This window comes from Blautia sp. HCP3S3_C4 (assembly GCF_052064095.1).
In the GTDB taxonomy this organism is placed as follows: Bacteria; Bacillota; Clostridia; order Lachnospirales; family Lachnospiraceae; genus Blautia_A.
Genome location: NZ_JBQHWF010000003.1, coordinates 127,906 through 149,629 on the forward strand (window position 1 = coordinate 127,906; position 21,724 = coordinate 149,629).

The window sequence follows — 21,724 nt, forward strand, 5'->3', positions numbered from 1 at the left end:
CATGGAAATTACTCTTGCAAATTTTCAGTTGAAGGCTATCTTTGATTTGATGGAAGCTATGGAAGGGTTACACAATGAGATTGTTTTAAAGAGCTGCACAGGTAGCGGAAAAACAATTATTCTGACTCATTTTATAGACGAATATATTAAAAGCAATAGTAGAACTGTTTTCATCTGGCTGACCCCTGGGAAGGGCGGTTTAGAAGAACAGAGTAAAAACAAGATGGATAAATATATCCACGGCAGCCACACTAAATTATTGCATGATATTATGGCAAGCGGATTTGAAGAAAACGATGTCTGCTTTATCAATTGGGAAAAACTTACTAAGAAAGGCAATACTGCCTTGAGGGATAGTGAACGAACCAATTTTGTTGAGTATATTAAAAACGCATTGGATGCTGGCCTTTCATTCAAAGTCATTGTGGATGAGTCCCATCAAAACGATACCATCAAGGCCGATGATATTATTGAGTTGTTTCATCCAGACAAAATAATCAGATGCTCTGCTACACCTAAAGGATATAAAAACGCAACTGTTATTGACATTCCAGAAGAAGATGTTATTTCCGAAGGCTTGATTAAGAAACTTCTTGTCATCAACGAAAACTTCGAGCAGAATATCAGCGTTGACGATCAGATTTCTTACTTAATCCAAAAAGCAATTGCTAAGCAACAGGAGATTCATGCAGAATTTTTAAGACGTAATGTCAATGTAAACCCTCTGATTGTGGTCCAGATTCCCAATAAGTCTGATGCATTGCTGGATCGAATTGAAGAATACTTTGAATCTCAGGGAATCACTTATGAGAATAGTCAACTGGCAGTTTGGCTTTCTGATAAAAAGCAGAATTTAGAAGGAATTTCCGACCCAGATGCCACACCAATAGCGGTAATTATAAAGCAAGCTGTTGCAACGGGGTGGGATTGTCCGAGAGCTCATATCTTAGTCAAACTCCGTGACAACATGAGTGAAACCTTTGAAATTCAGACCATTGGACGTATTCGCCGTATGCCAGAGGCAAAGCATTACGATTGTGATTTGTTGGATTGTTGCTATCTTTTTACGCTGGATGAAAAATTTACGGAAAGCGTCAAGCTGAGTCTTGGTAAAGACGCTTTGGAGGCATACCGGGTATTCCTGAAACCGGAGCACCGTTCCTTTACCTTAATTAGCGAGTACAAAACGAATGTCCCGTTCCCTCGTGATGCCAAACTGGCCCTAAAAGTAATCAGCAAGTTCTTTGAAAAGAAATATCATGCCACGAGTGATATGGATAAAAACAAGACATTGCTTGAAGCCCATGGATATTCGTTTGCTGAAGATATTATTGACTACACCAAATCTGGTGAGGTTTCCATTTTATCTAAAGAGAATATTTCTGGGTTGAATGATGTTGCAATTCATGAACCTTTGAATACTCACAAGCATGGTAAGGCATATCATCATTGCGTAGCAGAAATTGGATTTAAAATAAACCTTGATTACAGCAGTATCAATGCAATTATACGAAAGTTATTTCTGCAGGGCCTGCACTGTGATTGTAAAATCTTAAAAATTGACACTCGTGCACTGTATGCTTTTGTTATCAATAATAAGCATCGTTTGATTGAAGATGTAAGAAGTGCAATGTCCGATGAAGCACTTCAACTTAGTTTGGATATACCGAGAGTCACGGAAAAGCCGATTGGTTTCCCACAGGAAACACTATTTACATATGATATAACCGGAAAATCTCAGAGTGAAATGACAAAGAACGTATATAAGCGTTACTTGGCTTCTGCAGAAAGGCGTTCTCTTCCAGAGAAACTTTTCGAACGCCATTGCCAAAATAGTTCTAAAGTTTCGTGGTTTTATAAAAACGGAGATAAGGGCATCGAATATTTCTCCATTGTGTATGTGGACAACTTCGGAAAGCAAAAGTCTTTTTATCCAGACTATGTTGTTGGAGCGACCGATGGTTCAGTTTGGATTATTGAGACAAAGGGTGGCTTTACAAAGTCTGGAGATAGTGAAGACATTGATAAATACACGGCTAAAAAATTTGGCGTATTAAAAAAATATGTAGATCGCTACAATCTTAAAGGTGGAATTGTACGCCAAGATAAGCAAAGTGGGGAGCTTTGTATTTGTAGTGACCAGTATTCTGATGACATTGGAAGCGACTGCTGGTCACTGCTTTCTGACGTGCTTTAAGGAGGATAGAAATGGGCACAGAGACCAAAAAGAAAAATGTTCCTATTTATTTTTACTATTTAACCATTGCAAAGCAAAAAAATGCCGAAGATGGTTCCAAGTACAGCATGGATCAAATTGTTGCATCTTTTTCGGCAATGCTGCAGCATGTCCTTTCCCAAAGCTTGAGTGATAGAAAACGGAATCTGACAACTTCAGAGAAAATTGTATGGCTGGATTCTGTTAAAGAATTGACACCGGGCAATTATGATATTATTTTCAAATCTGCCAAATATAATCATGTACGGAAAGAAATTGATACTGAAACGATGGAAGAACTTGGACTTCGGAAACGCCAGCAGGATGGTGACGAAGAAAAAACTCATCTTTGTATTCGGTTAGCGAAAGGACAACATCGGTTTTTAGCTGTACATGAAAGCAATCACTATGGCATTTCGATAAAGTGTATTATTGATTATCTTAATGCAAAATTCAAGCAATACAGTGAGGAATGTAACGACAATTATTTATATACACTTATACATGAGATAATGCCAGGAGATGATTTTTTGACATCTCTCAAGAAAGCTAAAACTACATCTTTTATTACGTTGACCGTTAGCAAAGATGATCTGAATGATGACTTTATGAGATTTGCAAATCGAACTGATATCAGTGATGAAGTGCAAATTCTTATAAAAAAACCGAGAAAGGCCAAGAAATTCCCGGAAAATTTGATAAAAGCATATTATGAGGATATGCAAAGCAATAACAAAATTAAGAAAATAGCAGTCAAGGGAACAAATGAATCCGGGACATTTGAAGCTGCCACAGACTTGATTAAGATGAAACACTATCTTACAGTGGAAGCCGAAGGATTAACTAACGAGGTGTGTAGTTCTGAGTTCTTCAATAAGGCTCAAACTTTTATAGATGAAACGAGGCGGTGATAATGAAGTCAATTCTTTTTGTCCCAGTTAAAGACTATATAAAATCCAGAAAAAAACTGTATGTCAAATTTATATTCCCAATGGTGGTTGCAACAACAGCTTTGGCAATTACTCTTTTCTTTAATTTTGGCGATGGTGAAAAGCTCAATGCAGTTTTTTCTGAATTTATTAGCACTCAAATAAATATTATTGCCATTTTAATATCGTTCTCTATTGCGATTATTACGATACTAGTTTCTGCAGATAATCATAATATACAGGAACTTAAAAACACATTGTCGAATGAGAAACACTATCATTCAGTAAACGGAAAGCAACTATCATTATTCCAGATTTTATTATCTAATATAGCATATAATATTATTTGTGAAACGGTTTATCTGATTTTCTTGATTGCTGTTGCTCTGACCAAATCAATTTTCCCACTTCAATCATTGAAGTATGTTTCGGCAATCTGTATTTTCGTCATACTTCATATTCTTCTTGTACTGCTTGAGTCCGTTGCACAAATGTACCTCACTTTTTGGGATAAAAAATAAATTCATATTTCGCATAAATTGAATTGTGCTGGGCATGTAAGAATCATACCGGGTGTAGTGAGTTAAGATAACGGTGAGCCTCTGCCAAGAAAGCAGCCTTTCCCTCCTAAGCAGACATTATCTGTTCGACTTCTGTCTGGCGTTTATAAAACTGTATATTTTCAGAAAACAATATAATGCAATGTAATTGATAGGAAGCATCCAACTTCAACGGTTGGGTGCTTTTCTTTGTTTGCGCGCCATCTGGTATTTGAAGCCATTGTTGAGGAACGTAAGCAATATGAAAAGAATCGTCGGCGTAGAGGAAAATACTTTTTCGATGGAGACTACATTTGCTGTTCAACTTATGGAAAACCGAGAAGTAAGGATTTTCACTGGAAACACTATAAATAGTTATTGCAGGAGACAGACTTCCTGATATTCGGTGGCATGATCTGAGAAGTACATATTGCACTCTGTTGTTAAAGAATAATTTCTCTCCTAAGGCAGTATCCAAGTTGATGGGACATGCAAGAGAGTTGATAACCATGGATGTGTATGGAGATAATGGAAATATTATAGCTGAGGAGATCCCGCCGGAATTGCTTTCTTATATGGAAGAAGTGTTACCGGAAAAGAAGAAGGATAATACAGAAAATGTTCTAGATACGATGATAAATGTAGAAAAATTTTCAAAGAACTAACGTTCGGTTTGTATATACAATTCCATATTTCCATGATATAATATCTCTTACATTTGAGTGTTAATTCGTCCACGTCAGTTTTACTACTTTTTATAAGTCTATAAAATGTCAGGTGGTGAACAGAATTCGTCGAGAGGCATATTTGGGCAAAATCAGAGAATGTGCTTCGACGAATTTCTGCCTGATAGACGAACTTTTTTGATATAAAAACCAGGAGGTGCTTTTGTGCAGAATTCACAACAAATCTTCAAATTACATTCCGAATACCAACCCACCGGTGACCAGCCACAGGCAATTGAGAAACTGGTCAAAGGATTCAAAGAAGGCAACCAGTTCGAGACTTTGCTGGGTGTCACAGGTTCCGGTAAGACCTTCACCATGGCGAACGTTATCGCCCAGTTAAATAAGCCAACTTTGGTACTTGCGCACAATAAAACACTTGCAGCACAGCTGTACGGTGAGTTTAAGGAATTCTTCCCTGAGAACGCAGTGGAATATTTTGTCTCCTATTATGACTACTATCAGCCGGAGGCTTATGTCCCGTCTTCAGACACCTATATTGCCAAAGACTCCTCCATCAATGACGAGATTGACAAACTCCGTCTCTCTGCCACAGCCGCAATGTCAGAGCGGAAAGACGTAGTGGTCATTTCCTCCGTTTCCTGTATCTACGGACTGGGTTCCCCTCAGGAATTCTTTGACATGATGATTTCCCTGCGTCCGGGAATGACCAAAGACCGGGATGAGGTAATCCGGGAACTGATCGACATTCAATATACCAGAAATGAGATGGACTTCCACCGAAGTACCTTCCGTGTCCGTGGAGATACCCTGGAAATTTTCCCTGCCAACAGCTCCGACACAGCCGTGAGAGTAGAATTTTTCGGAGATGAGATTGACCGTATTTCAGAAATTGATATATTGACAGGAGAAATCAAATGCCAGCGTTCTCATATCAGCATTTTCCCTGCGTCCCACTATGTAGTGCCTGCAGAACAGATCCAGAAAGCAGCCGTAGCCATAGAAGAAGAATTAAAAGAACGTGTAGAGTATTTCAAAAGCGAGGACAAGCTTCTGGAAGCCCAGCGAATCTCAGAACGCACCAATTTCGACATTGAAATGATGAAAGAAACTGGATTCTGTTCAGGAATCGAAAATTATTCCAGACATCTGTCAGGATTAAAGCCCGGACAGCCGCCATACACACTGCTGGACTATTTTGGAGATGACTTCTTACTTATTATAGATGAATCTCATATCACAGTACCTCAGGTAGGAGGAATGTATGCCGGTGACCAGAGCAGGAAGCAGACGCTGGTAGACTACGGATTCCGGCTTCCTTCAGCCAAAGATAACCGCCCCTTAAGCTTCGAGGAATTCGAATCCAAACTGGATCAGGTCATGTTTGTATCTGCCACTCCGGGACAATATGAGTATGATCACGAACTCCTCCGCGCAGAACAGATCATCCGTCCAACCGGACTTCTGGATCCGAAGGTAGAAGTCCGCCCCATTGAAGGACAGATTGACGACCTGATCGGGGAAGTAAATAAAGAAGTGTCAAAGAAACACAAAATCCTGATTACCACCCTCACCAAACGAATGGCAGAAGACCTAACAGAATATATGAAAGAAGTAGGAATCAGAGTCCGTTACCTCCATTCCGATATTGATACCTTAGAGCGTGCCCGCATCATCCGGGATATGCGTCTGGATGTTTTTGATGTCCTGGTAGGAATCAACCTCCTTCGAGAAGGCCTGGACATCCCGGAAATCACCCTGGTAGCAATCCTGGATGCAGACAAAGAAGGTTTCCTCCGTTCCGAAACCTCCCTCATCCAGACCATCGGACGAGCTGCCCGAAATAGCGAAGGTCACGTGATCATGTACGCAGACAACATGACCGATTCCATGCACAAAGCCATCACCGAAACCAACCGCCGCCGAACCATTCAGGAAGCCTACAACAAAGAACACGGAATTACTCCGACTACTATCAAAAAAGCAGTCCGCGATCTCATCGCCGTATCCAAAGCAGTAGCCGAAACCGAAGTCCGACTCCAGAAAGACCCAGAGTCCATGACCCGTACAGAACTCACCAAACTCATCGCCCAGGTAGAAAAACAAATGCGCGCCGCAGCCGCAGATCTCAACTTCGAACAAGCTGCAGAACTCCGCGATAAAATGATCGACCTGAAAAAGAACCTGGATACACTAGACAAATAATGTTTCTTAATCCAGCCCATCAGAGTGTGAAATCCTGCGTCAGATATCTTTGCCGTGCGTCAGCACGCCTGCAGATATCTTCCTTGTCTTTCGCACTCTGCTGAACTGTCTTAAATGCATTATTTACTAGGACTGCTATAGTATCTCTTAGCGTCCGAAACCGCACACAATATTAATAATTTCTCCTAGCGTCCCTTTCTATAACATAATCTTAATAATCCCCATTGTTCATAAAATAACAAAAAATTCACAAAATAATATTGACAAACCCAATCAAGAGTGCTATCTTATGAGCATAAGCTGTTAGCACTCCTAAAAGTTGAGTGCTAACAGCCCGAAAACAAAGGCAGCAAAGGAGTGGAATTTCATGGATCAGGTATTAGATGATCGTAAAAAGAAAATACTAAAAGCCATCATCAAAACCTACATGGAAACAGGCGAACCGGTGGGTTCCCGGACCATTTCCAAGTTTGCAGATTTAAATGTAAGCTCTGCCACCATCCGGAATGAGATGTCAGATCTGACAGATATGGGATATATCGTACAGCCCCACACCTCAGCCGGAAGAATTCCTTCTGATAAGGGTTATCGCCTCTACGTAGACGAGTTGATGAAAGAAAAGGAATCAGAGGTACAGGAAATCAGAGATTTCATGATCGAGAAAACTGACAAACTGGATAAAATGCTGAAACAGGTAGCGAAGGTGCTTGCCTCCAATACTAATTATGCAACAATGATCTCTGTTCCACAGTACAGCGGAAGCAAGATTAAATTCATTCAGCTTTCACGTGTAACACCCCTTCAGCTTGTGGCAGTAGTAGTGAGTGATAACAATGTCATCCGAAACCAGATCATTGATCTGGACGGGGAGATGGACGATCAGACAATCCTGAAATTAAATCTTCTTCTTAATACCAATTTAAATGGCGTACCGATCCAGGATATCAACCTGGGAATGATCGCCCGCCTCAAGGAACAGGCTGGTGCTCACAGTTCTGTAGTTGGTACAGTCCTTGATGCAGTGGCAGATACCATTCAGGTAGATGAAGACGATATGCAGATATATACTTCAGGAGCAACAAACATTTTCAAGTATCCGGAGCTTGCAGACACAAGTAAAGCGAGCGGGCTGATTTCAGCATTTGAAGAAAAGCAGGATCTGGTAGACCTGGTAAAAGAGAGAATGTCTGATACAGAGAACACAGGAATTCAGGTATACATTGGTGATGAGATGCCGGTGCAGACTATGAAGGACTGCAGTGTGGTCACAGCCACTTACGAGCTTGGAAAGGGATTGCATGGCACTATCGGTATCATCGGTCCTAAGCGTATGGATTACGCAAATGTAGTTGACAGCCTGAAGGCTTTGAAAGTCCAGCTGGACGAACTGATTAAGAAAGAGAGTTAGAAAGGCGGTAATAGAGAGTGTCAGAAGAAACAAAGAACACAGCTCAGGAAGAAGAGACAACAGAGACTCCTGTAACAGAAGAAACTGTTGAAAATGAACCTGAGGTTGTAGAAAACGGTGAAGCTGAAACAGAAGAAATCCCGGTAGAGGACGGAGATGAGGAAGCTTCCCAGGATGATGTTAAAGACAGCAAATCAAAAGCTTCTTTCTTCGGCAAGAAGAAAAAAGAGAAAGATAAATTTGAACAGCAGATCGAAGAACTTACAGACAGACTGAAACGAAACATGGCTGAGTTCGATAACTTCCGTAAGAGAACGGAGAAAGAGAAATCCAGCATGTATATCATCGGAGCCAAGGACATCGTTGAGAAAATCCTTCCGGTTGTGGATAACTTCGAGAGAGGTCTTGCACAGGCACCGGAAGGAGATTCTTTCGCAGATGGAATGAAGATGATCTACAAACAGCTGCTCACCACATTAGATGAGCTGGGTGTGAAACCAATTGAAGCAGTCGGTAAGGAATTTGATCCGAACTTCCATAACGCAGTGATGCATGTGGAGGATGAAGAAGCCGGTGAGAATATTGTGGTAGAAGAATTCCAGAAAGGTTACACTTACAAGGATTTCGTAGTACGTCACAGTATGGTAAAAGTAGCCAACTAATAAATTTAGAATATATCAAAATTAATTGAGAATAAATTAGGAGGAACAAGATTATGGGAAAAATCATTGGTATTGACTTAGGTACAACAAACAGCTGTGTAGCTGTAATGGAAGGTGGACAGCCAACAGTTATCGCTAATACAGAAGGCGCAAGAACAACACCATCAGTTGTTGCTTTCACAAAAACAGGAGAACGTCTTGTAGGTGAACCTGCAAAACGTCAGGCAGTAACAAACGCAGAGAGAACAATCTCTTCCATTAAAAGAGAGATGGGTACTGACTATCGTGTAACAATCGACGACAAGAAATATTCCCCACAGGAAATTTCCGCTATGATTCTTCAGAAACTGAAAAAAGATGCAGAAGGATACCTTGGTGAGAAAGTTACAGAAGCAGTTATCACAGTTCCTGCATATTTCAATGATGCTCAGCGTCAGGCAACAAAAGATGCAGGTAAGATCGCAGGTCTTGATGTAAAACGTATCATCAACGAGCCTACAGCAGCAGCTCTTGCATATGGTCTTGACAATGAAAAAGAACAGAAGATTATGGTATACGACTTAGGTGGCGGTACATTCGATGTATCCGTTATCGAGATCGGTGATGGCGTTATCGAAGTTCTTTCCACAGCTGGTAACAACCGTCTTGGTGGCGATGACTTCGACCAGAAGATCACAGATTATATGCTTGCTGAGTTCAAGAAAGCAGAAGGCGTTGACTTAAGCAATGATAAGATGGCACTTCAGAGATTAAAAGAAGCTGCAGAGAAAGCAAAGAAAGAGCTTTCTTCCGCAACAACTACAAACATCAATCTGCCATTCATCACAGCTACAGCAGAAGGCCCGAAACACTTCGATATGAACCTTACAAGAGCTAAATTTGATGAATTAACACATGAATTAGTAGAAATGACAGCTGAACCGGTACGTCGTGCACTTTCTGATGCAGGTATCACAGCATCTGAACTTGGCCAGGTACTTCTGGTTGGTGGATCTTCCCGTATCCCGGCTGTACAGGATAAAGTAAGACAGTTAACTGGCAAAGAGCCAAGCAAGAACCTGAATCCGGATGAGTGTGTAGCACTTGGTGCTTCTATCCAGGGTGGTAAACTTGCTGGTGATGCAGGCGCAGGCGATATTCTTCTTCTGGATGTTACTCCACTGTCACTGTCTATCGAGACAATGGGTGGTATCGCAACAAGACTGATCGAGAGAAATACTACTATTCCTACGAGAAAGAGCCAGATTTTCTCTACAGCAGCAGACAACCAGACAGCAGTAGATATCAACGTTGTACAGGGTGAGCGTCAGTTTGCGAAAGACAACAAATCCCTTGGACAGTTCCGTCTGGATGGAATCCCGCCAGCACGTCGTGGTGTTCCGCAGATCGAAGTTACATTTGATATTGATGCAAACGGTATCGTAAATGTATCTGCAAAAGACCTTGGAACAGGTAAAGAACAGCATATTACAATCACAGCTGGTTCTAACATGTCTGATTCTGATATCGATAAAGCAGTCAAAGAAGCTGCTGAGTTCGAAGCTCAGGATAAGAAACGTAAAGAAGCAATCGATACAAGAAATAACGCTGATTCCATGGTATTCCAGGTTGAGAATGCACTGAAAGAAGCTGGCGACAAGATTGATGCTAACGATAAAGCTGCTGTAGAAGCAGATCTGAATGCACTGAAAGACTTACTGTCCCAGACTGCAAATGCAGAAGAGATGACAGACTCTCAGGTAGCTGATATCAAAGCTGCTCAGGAGAAGATGATGGAAAGTGCTCAGAAGCTTTTCGCTAAAATGTATGAGCAGACACAGCAGGCAGGCGGCCAGGCAGGACCGGACATGAATATGGGCGGCGGTGCAGCAGGCAGCACAGATGCAGGAAACAACGATGATGTTGTAGATGCTGACTACAAAGAAGTATAATGTGACAAATCATAACTGTTCAGTGGGAGAGATTCTCTCACTGAATAGTTGTGCTATAAATCCAGTATCAGGTACTGGTGCAGCGAAGAGACAGAACAGTTGAATATAGGTATAGGAATTAATTAAAATAATGGCTGATAAGAGAGATTATTATGAAGTTTTAGGCGTGGATAAAAGCGCCGATGACGCAACACTTAAAAGAGCATACCGTAAACTGGCCAAGAAATATCATCCAGATGTAAATCCGGGAGATAAAGAGGCAGAGGCGAAATTTAAAGAAGCAACAGAGGCTTATACTATCTTAAGTGACCCGGATAAGAGGAGACAGTATGATCAGTTTGGTCATGCAGCTTTTGAAAACGGCGGCGGTGGTGCCGGCGGCGGTTTTGGAGGGTTTGATTTTAACGGTGCTGATATGGGCGATATCTTCGGCGATATTTTCGGCGATTTATTTGGCGGCGGCGGAAGAAGCAGACGTGCTAATAATGGACCGATGAAGGGTTCGAACCTTCGTGCACGTGTTAATATTACTTTTGAAGAAGCTGTCTTTGGCTGCGAAAAAGAACTGGAGATCGTACTGAAGGATGAGTGTACCACCTGTCACGGAACAGGTGCCAAGCCAGGTACTTCACCGGTAACCTGTCCAAAATGTAACGGAGAGGGTCAGGTAGTATTTACCCAGCAGTCCATGTTTGGAATGGTGCGTAATGTACAGACCTGTCCGGACTGTCATGGAACAGGTAAGATCATTAAAGATAAATGTACAGCATGCCGTGGAACCGGTTATACATCTTCCAGAAAGAAAATCCAGGTATCTGTACCTGCAGGTATTGATAATGGACAGAGCATCCGCATCCGTGAAAAGGGTGAACCGGGTACAAACGGAGGCCCAAGAGGCGATCTGCTTGTAGAAGTAAATGTTGCCCGTCATCCGATTTTCCAGAGACAGGATATGAATATTTTCTCCACTGCACCTCTTACCTATGCACAGGCTGCTTTGGGTGGTACAGTGCGGATCAATACCGTAGACGGGGAAGTTGAATATGAGGTAAAACCTGGAACTCAGACAGATACCAGAATCCGTCTGAAGGGCAAAGGTGTGCCGTCACTGAGAAATAAGAATGTCCGTGGAGATCACTATGTGACTCTGGTAGTACAGGTTCCTACAAATCTGAATGAAGAGGCAAAGGAAGCGCTGCGCAAGTTTGATGAAGCCTGCGGTAACCGTCCGAAGGAAAATACGGATGGCAGTGAAAAGAAGAAAAAAAGCTTCATGGATAAATTAAAAGAAACTTTTGAAGACTAATATTTCAAAAAAATATATCCTATAATAAAAATAAAAATCAAGAAAAGAGGGGAAACCTCTTTTCTTTTTTTGAGTGTTCGTGTATAGTGAATAGTAATGGGCAAAAATGTCCTGTAACCTGAGACCTGGTATGCATATAGGCTGAATATGAAAAAAAAGTTTGAAGATTTTATAAAAAAATATCTTCCGGGATGGGCAATTCTTCCGTTGCTCACCATTGTAGTGCTGAATTGCCTGATTTACTGGGGCAGTGATCAGCTTACCTCGGCAAGATATCATTATGATTTTACCGGTACACTGGACCGCATGGTACCACTGGTTCCGGCATTTATCTGGATTTATATTCTGGCATTTCCATTCTGGGCAGTGAATTATATATTAGCCGCTCAGAGGGGAAAAGATCAGTTTTACCGGTTTGTGGCCACAGACCTGACCATTCATCTGACCTGTTTTGTGATTTTTCTGATTCTTCCGACTACCAATGTGAGACCGGAAATTACAGGAAACTCCTGGTCAGAACAGATGCTGCAGTTTGTTTATGCCATGGATGGAGGTAACAGCCCTTCGAATCTGTTCCCATCTATTCATTGTTATGTGAGCTGGCTGAGCTGGCGCAGTGTTCACAAATCTGAGAAAATACCGGAATGGTATCAGCATTTTTCTCTGATCTTTGCAATATTGATCATTATTTCCACACAGGTGCTGAAACAGCATTATCTGGTGGATGCAGTGGCGGGCGTGGTGCTGGTTGAGCTTGCATGGAATTTTTATAAAAAGGGAAACAGGCATCAGATCGTTAAGAAAATTTTCAGGGAAAAAATATAGGATAAATATAGTACAAAGAAATGGAGACAAATTATGAAGTGGAACCGTTTTACATTAAAAACAAAAACAGATGCAGAGGATATGGTGATCTGTACCCTGGCAGAAGTAGGGATTGAAGGAGTGGAGATTCAGGATAAGAAACCACTTACGGAAGAGGATAAAGCACAGATGTTTGTGGATATTATGCCTGAAGGACCTGCAGATGACGGGATTGCCTATCTGAATTTCTATCTGGAGGAGGATGCTGATAAGGAGGCGATTCTGAAGGATGTGCGTGCTGCCTTGGATGAGCTGAAAAGCTACATGGATATCGGAGAAGCCACCATTGAGGAATCCCAGACAGAGGATAAGGATTGGATCAATAACTGGAAACAATATTTCCATCAGTTCTATGTAGATGATATTCTCATTGTACCATCCTGGGAAGAGGTAAAGGCAGAGGACCAGGATAAAATGATCCTTCATATTGATCCGGGTACAGCCTTTGGTACAGGTATGCATGAGACTACACAGCTGGTGATCCGTCAGTTGAAGAAATATGTAACACCGGATACAGAGATGCTGGATGTGGGAACCGGAAGCGGAATCCTTGGAATTGTAGCTATTAAGCTGGGGGCAAAGCATGTGCTGGGAACAGATCTGGATCCCTGCGCAGTTCCTGCTGTGGCTGAGAATAAAGAAGCTAATGGTATTCCGGAGGAAGCCTTTGACATGATGATCGGAAATATCATTGATGACAAAGAAGTACAGGATCAGGCAGGATATGAGAAATATGATATTGTGACAGCCAATATCCTGGCAGATGTACTGATTCCGCTGACACCAGTCACCGTGCACCAGATGAAGAAGGGAGCATATTATATTACTTCCGGTATTCTGGATGTAAAGGAAGAGGTAGTTGTGGAAGCTGTAAAAGCAGCAGGACTGACAGTAGTAGAGATTACTCATCAGGGTGAATGGGTTTCTGTGACAGCCAGAAAGGACTGAACCTATGCAGCGCTTTTTTGTAGAAACTTATCAGATTGAGGAAGAGAATCACTGTATCCATGTTACTGGTGCAGATGTAAACCATATTAAAAATGTTCTCCGTATGAAGCAGGGAGAGGAGCTCTGGATCAGTGACGGAGGAACAAAGGAATATCGCTGTGAGATCGAGAGTCTGGGAGATGAGGAGATACTGCTTCATATTATCTACGCCCAGGAGCCGGATTATGAGCTGCCTAACCGGATCTATCTTTTTCAGGGACTGCCAAAAGCAGACAAAATGGAGCTGATCATTCAGAAAGCAGTGGAGCTGGGAGCTTATGCAATTGTGCCGGTGGAAACAAAACGCTGTGTTGTAAAGCTGGATGAAAAAAAGGCTGCCAAAAAGACTGCCCGCTGGCAGCAGATTGCAGAGAGTGCGGCAAAACAGTCCAAACGAATGCTGATTCCGAAAATTCATGAGGTGATGAGTTTTCAGGATGCATTAAAGCTGGCAGAAGAACTGGATATCCGTCTGATCCCCTATGAGCTGGCCAAAGGAATGAAGGAAACAAAGAAAATCCTGAATCAGATCCGTCCCGGACAGTCTGTGGGAATTTTTATTGGGCCGGAAGGTGGATTTGAGGAAAATGAAGTAAGCCAGGCTCTGGAAAAAGGTGCACAGGCAATTACTCTGGGAAGGAGAATCCTTCGTACAGAAACTGCAGGACTGGCAATTCTGTCTGTATTAATGTTTCAGCTGGAAAATGACTAATGACAGCCAAATAGTGGAGAGATAATAAGAAATGGAAGTATATTTTGACAATTCAGCTACTACCTGCTGCTATGAGGCAGTGAAGGATATTGTAGTGAAAACAATGATGGAGGACTTCGGGAATCCGTCGGCTATGCATCAGAAAGGTGTAGATGCAGAGCAGTATGTAAAGAAATCAGCCCGGACACTGGCACAGCTTTTGAAGGTGGAGGAAAAGGAAATACTTTTTACCTCCGGGGGAACAGAGTCCAATAACTTGGCACTGATTGGAGGTGCCATGGCAAATAAACGCAGCGGAAACCATATTATTACAACAGCAGTGGAGCATGCGGCGGTAAGTCAGCCGGTAGCTTTTCTGAAAGAGCAGGGCTTCGAGGTGACAGTACTTCCTGTGGATAAGGATGGTGTGGTAAAGCTGGAGGCTCTGGAGAAGGCATTAAGGCCGGATACGATCCTGGTTTCCATTATGATGGTAAATAATGAAGTGGGAGCCGTGATGCCTGTAGAAAAGATAGGGGCATTGATCCAGGAGAAAAGTCCGAAGGCTCTTTATCATGTAGATGGAATACAGGCTTTTGGAAAATACAGGATTTATCCTAAGAAATGGGGAATTCACCTGTTGTCTGTCAGTGGACATAAGATCCACGGACCCAAGGGCGTGGGATTTTTGTATATCAACAGCAGGGCAAAGGTGCAGCCTTTGATCCTGGGCGGTGGACAGCAGAATGGGATGCGTTCCGGAACAGATAATGTACCTGGTATTGCAGGCCTGGGAGTGGCGGCAGAGTTAAGCTACAGGGATTTGGAACAGAAGACGGAGCATCTGTATCAGTTGAAAGAAAGGCTTGCAGAGGGGCTTTCAGGGATGGAAGATGTGGTGATTAATGGAATGCCGTTGCGTGAGGGTGCCCCCCATATTATGAGCATCAGCTTTTTGGGAATTCGCAGTGAGGTACTTCTTCATACATTGGAGGACAGAGGGATTTATGTATCTGCAGGAAGTGCCTGCTCCAGTCATAAGAGGAAACCCAGCGCCACACTTTCTGCTATGGGAATGAGTAATGGACAGATCGAAAATACTGTGCGGTTCAGCTTTTCAGAGGAAAATACTTTTGAAGAGATTGATTATTGTCTGGAAGTTTTGAAGGAAGTACTTCCCATGTTGAAGCGCTATGCACGTCGATAAAAGGAAAAGGAGAAAAATATGATATTTCACGCATTTTTGATAAAATATGCAGAAATTGCTATTAAAGGCAAGAATAGATATATGTTTGAAGATGCCCTTGTTCATCAGATGAATATTGCTCTTTCAAAGATAGAAGGAGAATTTGAGGTAAAAAAGGAACAGGGAAGAATCTATGTATTTTGCCCGGAACAATATGATTATGAGGAGACTGTGGAAACTCTTCAGAGAGTGTTCGGTATTGTAGGAATCTGTCCGGTTGTGATCTATGAGGATCAGGGCTTTGAACAGATGGCAAAAGACGTTGTTTCTTATATGAAGGACTGCCATCCGGACTATAGCGGAACCTTTAAGGTATATACCCGCAGGGCCAGAAAATCTTACCCTGTTACTTCTATGGAAGTAAGTGCGGAAATAGGTGGACGTATTCTGGATGAATTTCCAGATGCCAGTGTGGATGTACATAGTCCGGAGCTGACCATTTCTGTGGAAATCCGTGATAAGATCTATGTATATTCCCAGACTATCAAAGGTGCTAGCGGTATGCCTATCGGAACCAATGGAAGAGCAATGCTGCTTCTTTCCGGCGGTATTGACAGCCCGGTAGCCGGCCATATGATCGCGAAGCGTGGAGTAAAGATTGATGCAGTATATTTTCATGCACCGCCTTATACCAGTGAGAGAGCAAAACAGAAGGTAGTTGATCTGGCAAAGCAGGTGGCAAAGTTCAGTGGACCTATCCGTCTCCATGTGGTGAATTTCACAGATATTCAGCTGTATATTTATGATCAGTGTCCTCATGATGAGCTGACCATCATTATGCGCCGCTATATGATGCGTATAGCAGAGCATTTTGCAAAAGAGAGAAAATGTCTGGGACTGATCACAGGAGAGAGTATCGGACAGGTGGCAAGCCAGACCCTGCAGAGTCTTGCAGCTACCAATGAGGTATGTACACTTCCGGTTTACCGCCCGGTGATTGGATTTGATAAGCAGGAGATCGTGGAACGATCCTGGGAGATCGGCACTTATGAGACATCTATTCAGCCATTTGAAGACTGCTGTACGATTTTTGTTGCCAAGCATCCGGTGACCAAACCCAATCTGAATGTGATCCATCGCTCAGAAACAAAACTGGCAGAGAAGATTGATGAATTGATGAAAACAGCTTTGGATACTGTGGAGATCATAGAGGTTGAATAGGATATGATCCTGTTCAACCCAAACAAAAAGAGGAACTGATAATCAGTTCCTCAGCAGCTGCTAAAATAAATATAACGGAATTATTCAGTAACGTATTTGCTGACAATTGCCATAACGGTATCAAGAGCAGCTCCATCAGCATGGATGTTTAAGTCGATTGGTTTGGATAAATCAAGACTGAAAATACCCATAATAGATTTTGCGTCGATTACATATCTTCCGGATACTAAATCGAAATCGCAGTCGAATTTGCTGATTTCATTAACGAATGCTTTCACTTTATCAATAGAGTTCAGTGAGATTTTTACTGTTTTCATTATGAGAACCTCCCTTTAGAATATTATTGCTGATTGATTTTTATCAGCTTACAGTTCTCATCTTAACGTTCAATCGGAGAAAAGTCAAGGTGAAAAGGGATAAAATTTCCAGAAAGATTTAGTGAATATGTATAAATTTTAAAAAAATTCAGGAGGAGATAATGAAGAAAAAAGCCGCACTTCACAATTTAGGCTGTAAAGTTAATGCCTATGAAGTAGAAGCCATGCAGCAGCTTCTGGAGAAGGCCGGTTACGAGATTGTGCCTTTTGAACCGGGAGCAGATGTATATCTGATCAATACATGTACGGTGACGAATATTGCAGACAGAAAATCCAGGCAGATGCTGCATAAAGCAAAAAAAATGAATCCGGATGCCATTGTGGTGGCAACAGGGTGCTATGTGCAGACAGATGAGGGAAAACTGGATAAAGACGAAGCTGTGGATCTGATTCTTGGCAATAATCAGAAAAAACAGATTGTAGAGGTGCTGGAGGAATATGAGCGCCAGCACAAAAAACAGAAGCATGTGATCAAAATTAACCAGACAAAGGAATATGAAGAGCTGGAGATCAGTCATACAGCAGAGCATGTGCGTGCCTATATCAAAGTACAGGATGGATGCAATCAGTTCTGCACTTACTGTATCATTCCCTATGCCAGAGGCAGGGTGCGCAGCCGTAAGATTTCCCAGGTCATAGAGGAAGTTCAGACACTGGCTGCAAGAGGGTACAAAGAGGTAGTCCTTACAGGAATCCATCTGTCTTCTTATGGTTTGGATTTTCCGGAAGAAGAACGAGAAACACTGCTTTCGCTGATTAAGGCTGTTCATGAGGTTCAGGGAATACAGAGAATCAGGCTGGGCTCACTGGAACCAAGGATCATCACAGAGGAGTTCGCCAGAACAATTTCTGCTTTGCCGAAAATGTGTCCGCATTTTCACCTGTCCCTTCAGAGTGGATGTGATGCTACACTGGAGAGAATGAACCGGAGATATACAAGCACAGAATATGCAGAAAAATGTACATTGCTCAGAAAGTATTTTGATAATCCTGCACTGACTACAGATGTGATCGTAGGCTTCCCTATGGAAACAGAAGAAGAATTCAGGATGTCCCGTGATTTTGTGGACAGTATCCATTTTTATGAGACCCATATTTTTAAATATTCCAGACGGCATGGAACAAAGGCAGCTGCAATGGATGGTCAGCTGACAGAGTCTCAAAAGGCAATCAGAAGTGATGAAATGCTGGCACTGAATGAAAAACATTCCAGAGAATATGAGGAAGCCATGCTGGGCAGAGAACTGGAGATCCTGCTGGAAGAGGAAATAGAGATGAACGGTGAGCAGTGGTATCTGGGGCACAGCAAAGAGTATATAAAAGCTGTATTAAAGAAGCGGCCGCAGTATGGAATCAATGATATTGTCCGGGTAACAGCAGATGGCTTCCTGGAAAATCATATTGTCACAGTCCATACATCCTGAGCAATCCTGCAGGGATAAATTTAGAGTTGATAAATACTGTGAATTATATTAAAATAGTATAGATATAAAAAGTAAAACGGATAGTTTTGCAATTATTAAAAAAATAAGGACGTGAGAGAAATGGCAGAGAATAATCTGGGAAATACCCAATATTTCAGAACAAGACCGGATCAGGAGATTCAGGTAAAAGAGGTCCTGGACCTTGTGTACAATGCAATGGAGGAAAAAGGATATAATCCGGTGAATCAGATTGTAGGATATATTATGTCCGGAGATCCTACTTATATTACCAGTCATAAAGGTGCCAGAAGCATGATCATGAAAGTGGAACGTGATGAGCTGGTAGAGGAACTTCTGACAGAGTATATTAAAAACAAATCCTGGGAACGCTGATATGAGAATCCTTGGATTAGATTATGGCTCCAAAACAGTAGGGGTAGCGGTGAGTGATCCACTGGGGCTGACTGCACAGAGCGTGGAGACCATATGGCGTAAACAGGAGAATAAGCTGCGTCAGACTCTTGCTCGTATTGAAGAACTGGCAGCGGAGTACCAGGCAGAGAAAATCGTACTTGGACTTCCCAAGAATATGAATAATACTATTGGAGAGCGGGCTGAGAAAACGCTGGAGTTCAGGGAGATGTTGGAGAGACGGACAGGTCTGCCGGTTGTGATGTGGGATGAACGCCTTACTACAGTGGAGGCAGAGCGTACTTTGATGGAGGCCAGTGTGCGCAGAGAGAATCGTAAGCAATATCTGGACCAGCTGGCAGCTGTTTTTATTTTGCAGGGATATCTGGATTCTCTGCATTGTTAGGAGAATATAATGGAAAAAATCAAATTTCAGCTGGAAGACGGAACAGAAGTAGAGTTTTATGTAGAGGAGCAGACCAGAATTGGAGGAACTGCTTATCTTCTTGTGTCCGATTCCTTAGATGATGAGGCAACAGCGTATATTTTTAAAGATGTGTCTGCAGAGGAGAGCCAGGAAGCCTGTTATGAGATGGTAGAGGACGAGGACGAGCTTCAGGCTGTATTTAAAGTATTTGAGCAGATGCTTGATGATGACGTGGATCTTGAAATGTAAAAATGAAAAGCTGCATAAAACAAAATACCCGGAACAGATCAGAGAAGAGGTATGGTGAGCAGCAGGAAATAAGCATGGAGGTGTAAATGCTTGAGTAACGAAAATAATTACGAATTTAATAATGAAGAACGTGGCACCCATGAAGGACAGTCTGGACATGGAGCGAAGAGACCGTATAACAGACAGAAAAATTATAAATATAAATCCCAGCACAGAAATAATTATAACAGAAAGTCAGGCTTGAACGGGGAGAGAAAACAGCAGCCGGAGAAGGAAAAAACAGGAAAACCGGTTACGTTTAAAGCTCCAATCAAGGCTTCTGTAAAGAATAATCTGCATAAATCCAGAAAACCGGCATCAAAATTGAAAATCATTCCGCTGGGAGGTCTGGAGCAGATCGGAATGAATATCACTGCCTTTGAATATGAAGACAGTATTGTAGTTGTGGACTGTGGTCTGGCTTTCCCTGAAGATGATATGCTGGGAATTGACCTGGTTATTCCGGATGTGACTTATTTAAAAGAAAATATTTCCAAGGTAAAGGGTTTTGTGATCACTCACGGACATGAGGACCATATAGGAGCACTTCCTTATGTGCTTAAGGATGTGAATGTGCCGGTTTATTCCACAAAGCTGACCATTGCTCTGATCGCTAATAAATTGAAAGAGCACAACATGACCCGTACTACCAAACTGAAAGAAGTAAAGCATGGACAGGTGATCAATCTGGGAGACTTCTCAATTGAATTTATTAAGACCAACCACAGTATCCAGGATGCATCTGCACTGGCTATTTATTCTCCGGCAGGAATTGTAGTCCATACCGGTGACTTTAAGGTAGACTATACACCTGTATTCGGAGATGCTATCGACCTTCAGCGTCTGGCAGAAATCGGCAAAAAAGGTGTTCTGGCACTGATGTGTGACAGTACCAATGCAGAGCGCAGTGGCTTCACCATGTCAGAACGTTCTGTGGGACATGTGTTTGATAATCTTTTCAATGAATACAAAACGAACAGAATTATTATCGCAACCTTTGCTTCAAATGTTGACCGTGTGCAGCAGATCATCAATACTGCATATCGTTTTGGCAGGAAGGTAGCAGTAGAGGGACGCAGTATGGTGAATGTTATCACAACTGCTGCGGAGCTTGGATATCTGCGTATTCCGGATCAGACTCTTATAGAGATTGATCAGGTGAAGAACTATCCGGATGAGCAGGTTGTGCTGATCACTACCGGCAGCCAGGGAGAATCTATGGCAGCCCTGTCACGTATGGCAGCTAATATTCATAAAAAGATTGTGATCAAGCCCAATGATACGATCATTTTCAGCTCCAACCCGATCCCGGGTAATGAGAAGGCAGTATCCAAGGTGATCAATGAATTATCCATGAAGGGTGCCAAGGTAATTTTCCAGGATGTACATGTATCCGGACATGCCTGCCAGGAAGAGATCAAACTGATTTATTCTCTGGTGAAACCTAAATATGCAATTCCTGTGCATGGAGAGTACCGTCATCTGACAGCTCAGAAAAATATTGTTATGGAGCTGGGAATTCCAAAGGAGAACGTATTTGTTCTTGCTTCCGGAAATGTGCTGGAGCTTGACAGTCAGAGTGCACAGGTAACCGGAACTGTACACACCGGAGCAATTCTGGTAGACGGGCTTGGAGTAGGAGATGTAGGAAATATCGTGCTTCGTGACCGCCAGCATCTGGCAGAGGACGGAATTATGATCGTAGTTGTGACTCTGGAGCGTCACAGCAATGTAGTTCTTGCAGGACCGGATATTGTGTCCAGAGGGTTTGTCTATGTGAGAGAATCCGAGGATTTGATGGATAATGCCAGGGAAGTAGTGGAGAATGCACTGGATTCCTGTCTGGAACGCAATATTACAGACTGGGGCAAGATCAAGACTGTGATCAAGGATGCTCTCAGCGAATTCCTTTGGAAACGTACAAAGAGAAGCCCTATGATCCTTCCGATCATTATGGAGGCATAATA

The 21,724-nt window shown here is 42.3% G+C and carries 20 protein-coding genes; 19 read left to right on the top strand and 1 reads right to left on the bottom strand.

The genetic code is table 11. The annotated features are described in order from the left end of the window. Position 1: 1 nt before the first annotated feature. From ACTNC6_RS04170 to thiI, 14 genes are all read left to right on the top strand, one after another. Entirely contained in the window at positions 2–2,197 is a 2,196-nt protein-coding gene (locus ACTNC6_RS04170; RefSeq protein ID WP_441032655.1) for a DEAD/DEAH box helicase, read from the top strand. A gap of 11 nt (positions 2,198–2,208) precedes the next feature. Continuing rightward, positions 2,209–3,126, top strand: a complete 918-nt coding sequence (locus tag ACTNC6_RS04175; protein ID WP_441032658.1) for a hypothetical protein — start codon at positions 2,209–2,211, stop codon at positions 3,124–3,126. A 2-nt stretch (positions 3,127–3,128) separates the two neighbouring features. Beyond that, complete coding sequence (locus tag ACTNC6_RS04180) at positions 3,129–3,665, top strand: hypothetical protein (RefSeq protein WP_055067231.1); 537 nt, start codon at positions 3,129–3,131, stop codon at positions 3,663–3,665. Positions 3,666–4,165: 500 nt separating this feature from the next. Further along, entirely contained in the window at positions 4,166–4,348 is a 183-nt protein-coding gene (locus tag ACTNC6_RS04185; protein ID WP_441032661.1) for a hypothetical protein, read from the top strand. Between the two features lie 225 nt (positions 4,349–4,573). Next, positions 4,574–6,574 carry an excinuclease ABC subunit UvrB gene (gene uvrB / locus ACTNC6_RS04190; protein ID WP_441032664.1) on the top strand — a complete coding sequence of 667 codons (2,001 nt, stop codon included), beginning with the start codon at positions 4,574–4,576 and terminating at the stop codon, positions 6,572–6,574. Between the two features lie 367 nt (positions 6,575–6,941). After that, positions 6,942–7,982 (top strand): heat-inducible transcriptional repressor HrcA, encoded by a 1,041-nt coding sequence (gene hrcA, locus ACTNC6_RS04195; protein WP_441032666.1) that lies wholly within the window; start codon positions 6,942–6,944, stop codon positions 7,980–7,982. A gap of 17 nt (positions 7,983–7,999) precedes the next feature. Continuing rightward, a complete protein-coding gene (gene grpE, locus ACTNC6_RS04200) occupies positions 8,000–8,644 on the top strand; it encodes a nucleotide exchange factor GrpE (protein ID WP_441032668.1) in 645 nt (214 codons plus the stop codon). A 53-nt stretch (positions 8,645–8,697) separates the two neighbouring features. After that, a complete protein-coding gene (gene dnaK, locus ACTNC6_RS04205) occupies positions 8,698–10,575 on the top strand; it encodes a molecular chaperone DnaK (protein ID WP_441032670.1) in 1,878 nt (625 codons plus the stop codon). 130 nt (positions 10,576–10,705) lie between these two features. Then, positions 10,706–11,881, top strand: coding sequence for a molecular chaperone DnaJ (gene dnaJ / locus ACTNC6_RS04210; protein ID WP_441032673.1), 1,176 nt, complete (start codon positions 10,706–10,708; stop codon positions 11,879–11,881). Between the two features lie 147 nt (positions 11,882–12,028). Then, on the top strand, positions 12,029–12,706 hold the full coding sequence (locus ACTNC6_RS04215; RefSeq protein WP_303241974.1) for a phosphatase PAP2 family protein: 678 nt from the start codon (positions 12,029–12,031) through the stop codon (positions 12,704–12,706). A gap of 33 nt (positions 12,707–12,739) precedes the next feature. Beyond that, positions 12,740–13,693: a 50S ribosomal protein L11 methyltransferase gene (gene prmA / locus ACTNC6_RS04220; RefSeq protein WP_441043292.1), complete on the top strand. Its 954-nt coding sequence runs from the start codon at positions 12,740–12,742 to the stop codon at positions 13,691–13,693. A 4-nt stretch (positions 13,694–13,697) separates the two neighbouring features. Further along, positions 13,698–14,444, top strand: a complete 747-nt coding sequence (locus ACTNC6_RS04225; protein WP_441032676.1) for a 16S rRNA (uracil(1498)-N(3))-methyltransferase — start codon at positions 13,698–13,700, stop codon at positions 14,442–14,444. A 31-nt stretch (positions 14,445–14,475) separates the two neighbouring features. Beyond that, positions 14,476–15,630 carry a cysteine desulfurase family protein gene (locus ACTNC6_RS04230; RefSeq protein ID WP_433845255.1) on the top strand — a complete coding sequence of 385 codons (1,155 nt, stop codon included), beginning with the start codon at positions 14,476–14,478 and terminating at the stop codon, positions 15,628–15,630. Between the two features lie 18 nt (positions 15,631–15,648). Next, positions 15,649–16,830, top strand: coding sequence for a tRNA uracil 4-sulfurtransferase ThiI (gene thiI / locus ACTNC6_RS04235; RefSeq protein WP_441043293.1), 1,182 nt, complete (start codon positions 15,649–15,651; stop codon positions 16,828–16,830). Between the two features lie 80 nt (positions 16,831–16,910). Here thiI and ACTNC6_RS04240 read toward each other — a convergent pair whose 3' ends face one another. Further along, complete coding sequence (locus tag ACTNC6_RS04240) at positions 16,911–17,147, bottom strand: HPr family phosphocarrier protein (protein ID WP_019162423.1); 237 nt, start codon at positions 17,145–17,147, stop codon at positions 16,911–16,913. Between the two features lie 161 nt (positions 17,148–17,308). Here ACTNC6_RS04240 and mtaB point away from each other — a divergent pair, with 161 nt between their 5' ends. The 5 genes from mtaB (at position 17,309) to ACTNC6_RS04265 (ending at position 21,722) form a co-directional block, all read left to right on the top strand. Next, complete coding sequence (mtaB, locus tag ACTNC6_RS04245) at positions 17,309–18,631, top strand: tRNA (N(6)-L-threonylcarbamoyladenosine(37)-C(2))-methylthiotransferase MtaB (RefSeq protein ID WP_441043294.1); 1,323 nt, start codon at positions 17,309–17,311, stop codon at positions 18,629–18,631. Between the two features lie 120 nt (positions 18,632–18,751). Next, entirely contained in the window at positions 18,752–19,024 is a 273-nt protein-coding gene (locus ACTNC6_RS04250) for an IreB family regulatory phosphoprotein (protein WP_173743480.1), read from the top strand. 1 nt (position 19,025) lies between these two features. Beyond that, the gene (ruvX, locus tag ACTNC6_RS04255; RefSeq protein ID WP_019162420.1) at positions 19,026–19,448 is read left to right on the top strand and encodes a Holliday junction resolvase RuvX; all 423 of its coding nucleotides are present in this window, start codon (positions 19,026–19,028) and stop codon (positions 19,446–19,448) included. A gap of 9 nt (positions 19,449–19,457) precedes the next feature. Further along, a complete protein-coding gene (locus ACTNC6_RS04260) occupies positions 19,458–19,718 on the top strand; it encodes a DUF1292 domain-containing protein (protein ID WP_019162419.1) in 261 nt (86 codons plus the stop codon). 309 nt (positions 19,719–20,027) lie between these two features. Beyond that, positions 20,028–21,722 (top strand): ribonuclease J, encoded by a 1,695-nt coding sequence (locus ACTNC6_RS04265; protein ID WP_441033136.1) that lies wholly within the window; start codon positions 20,028–20,030, stop codon positions 21,720–21,722. The last annotated feature ends 2 nt before the right edge of the window (positions 21,723–21,724 follow it).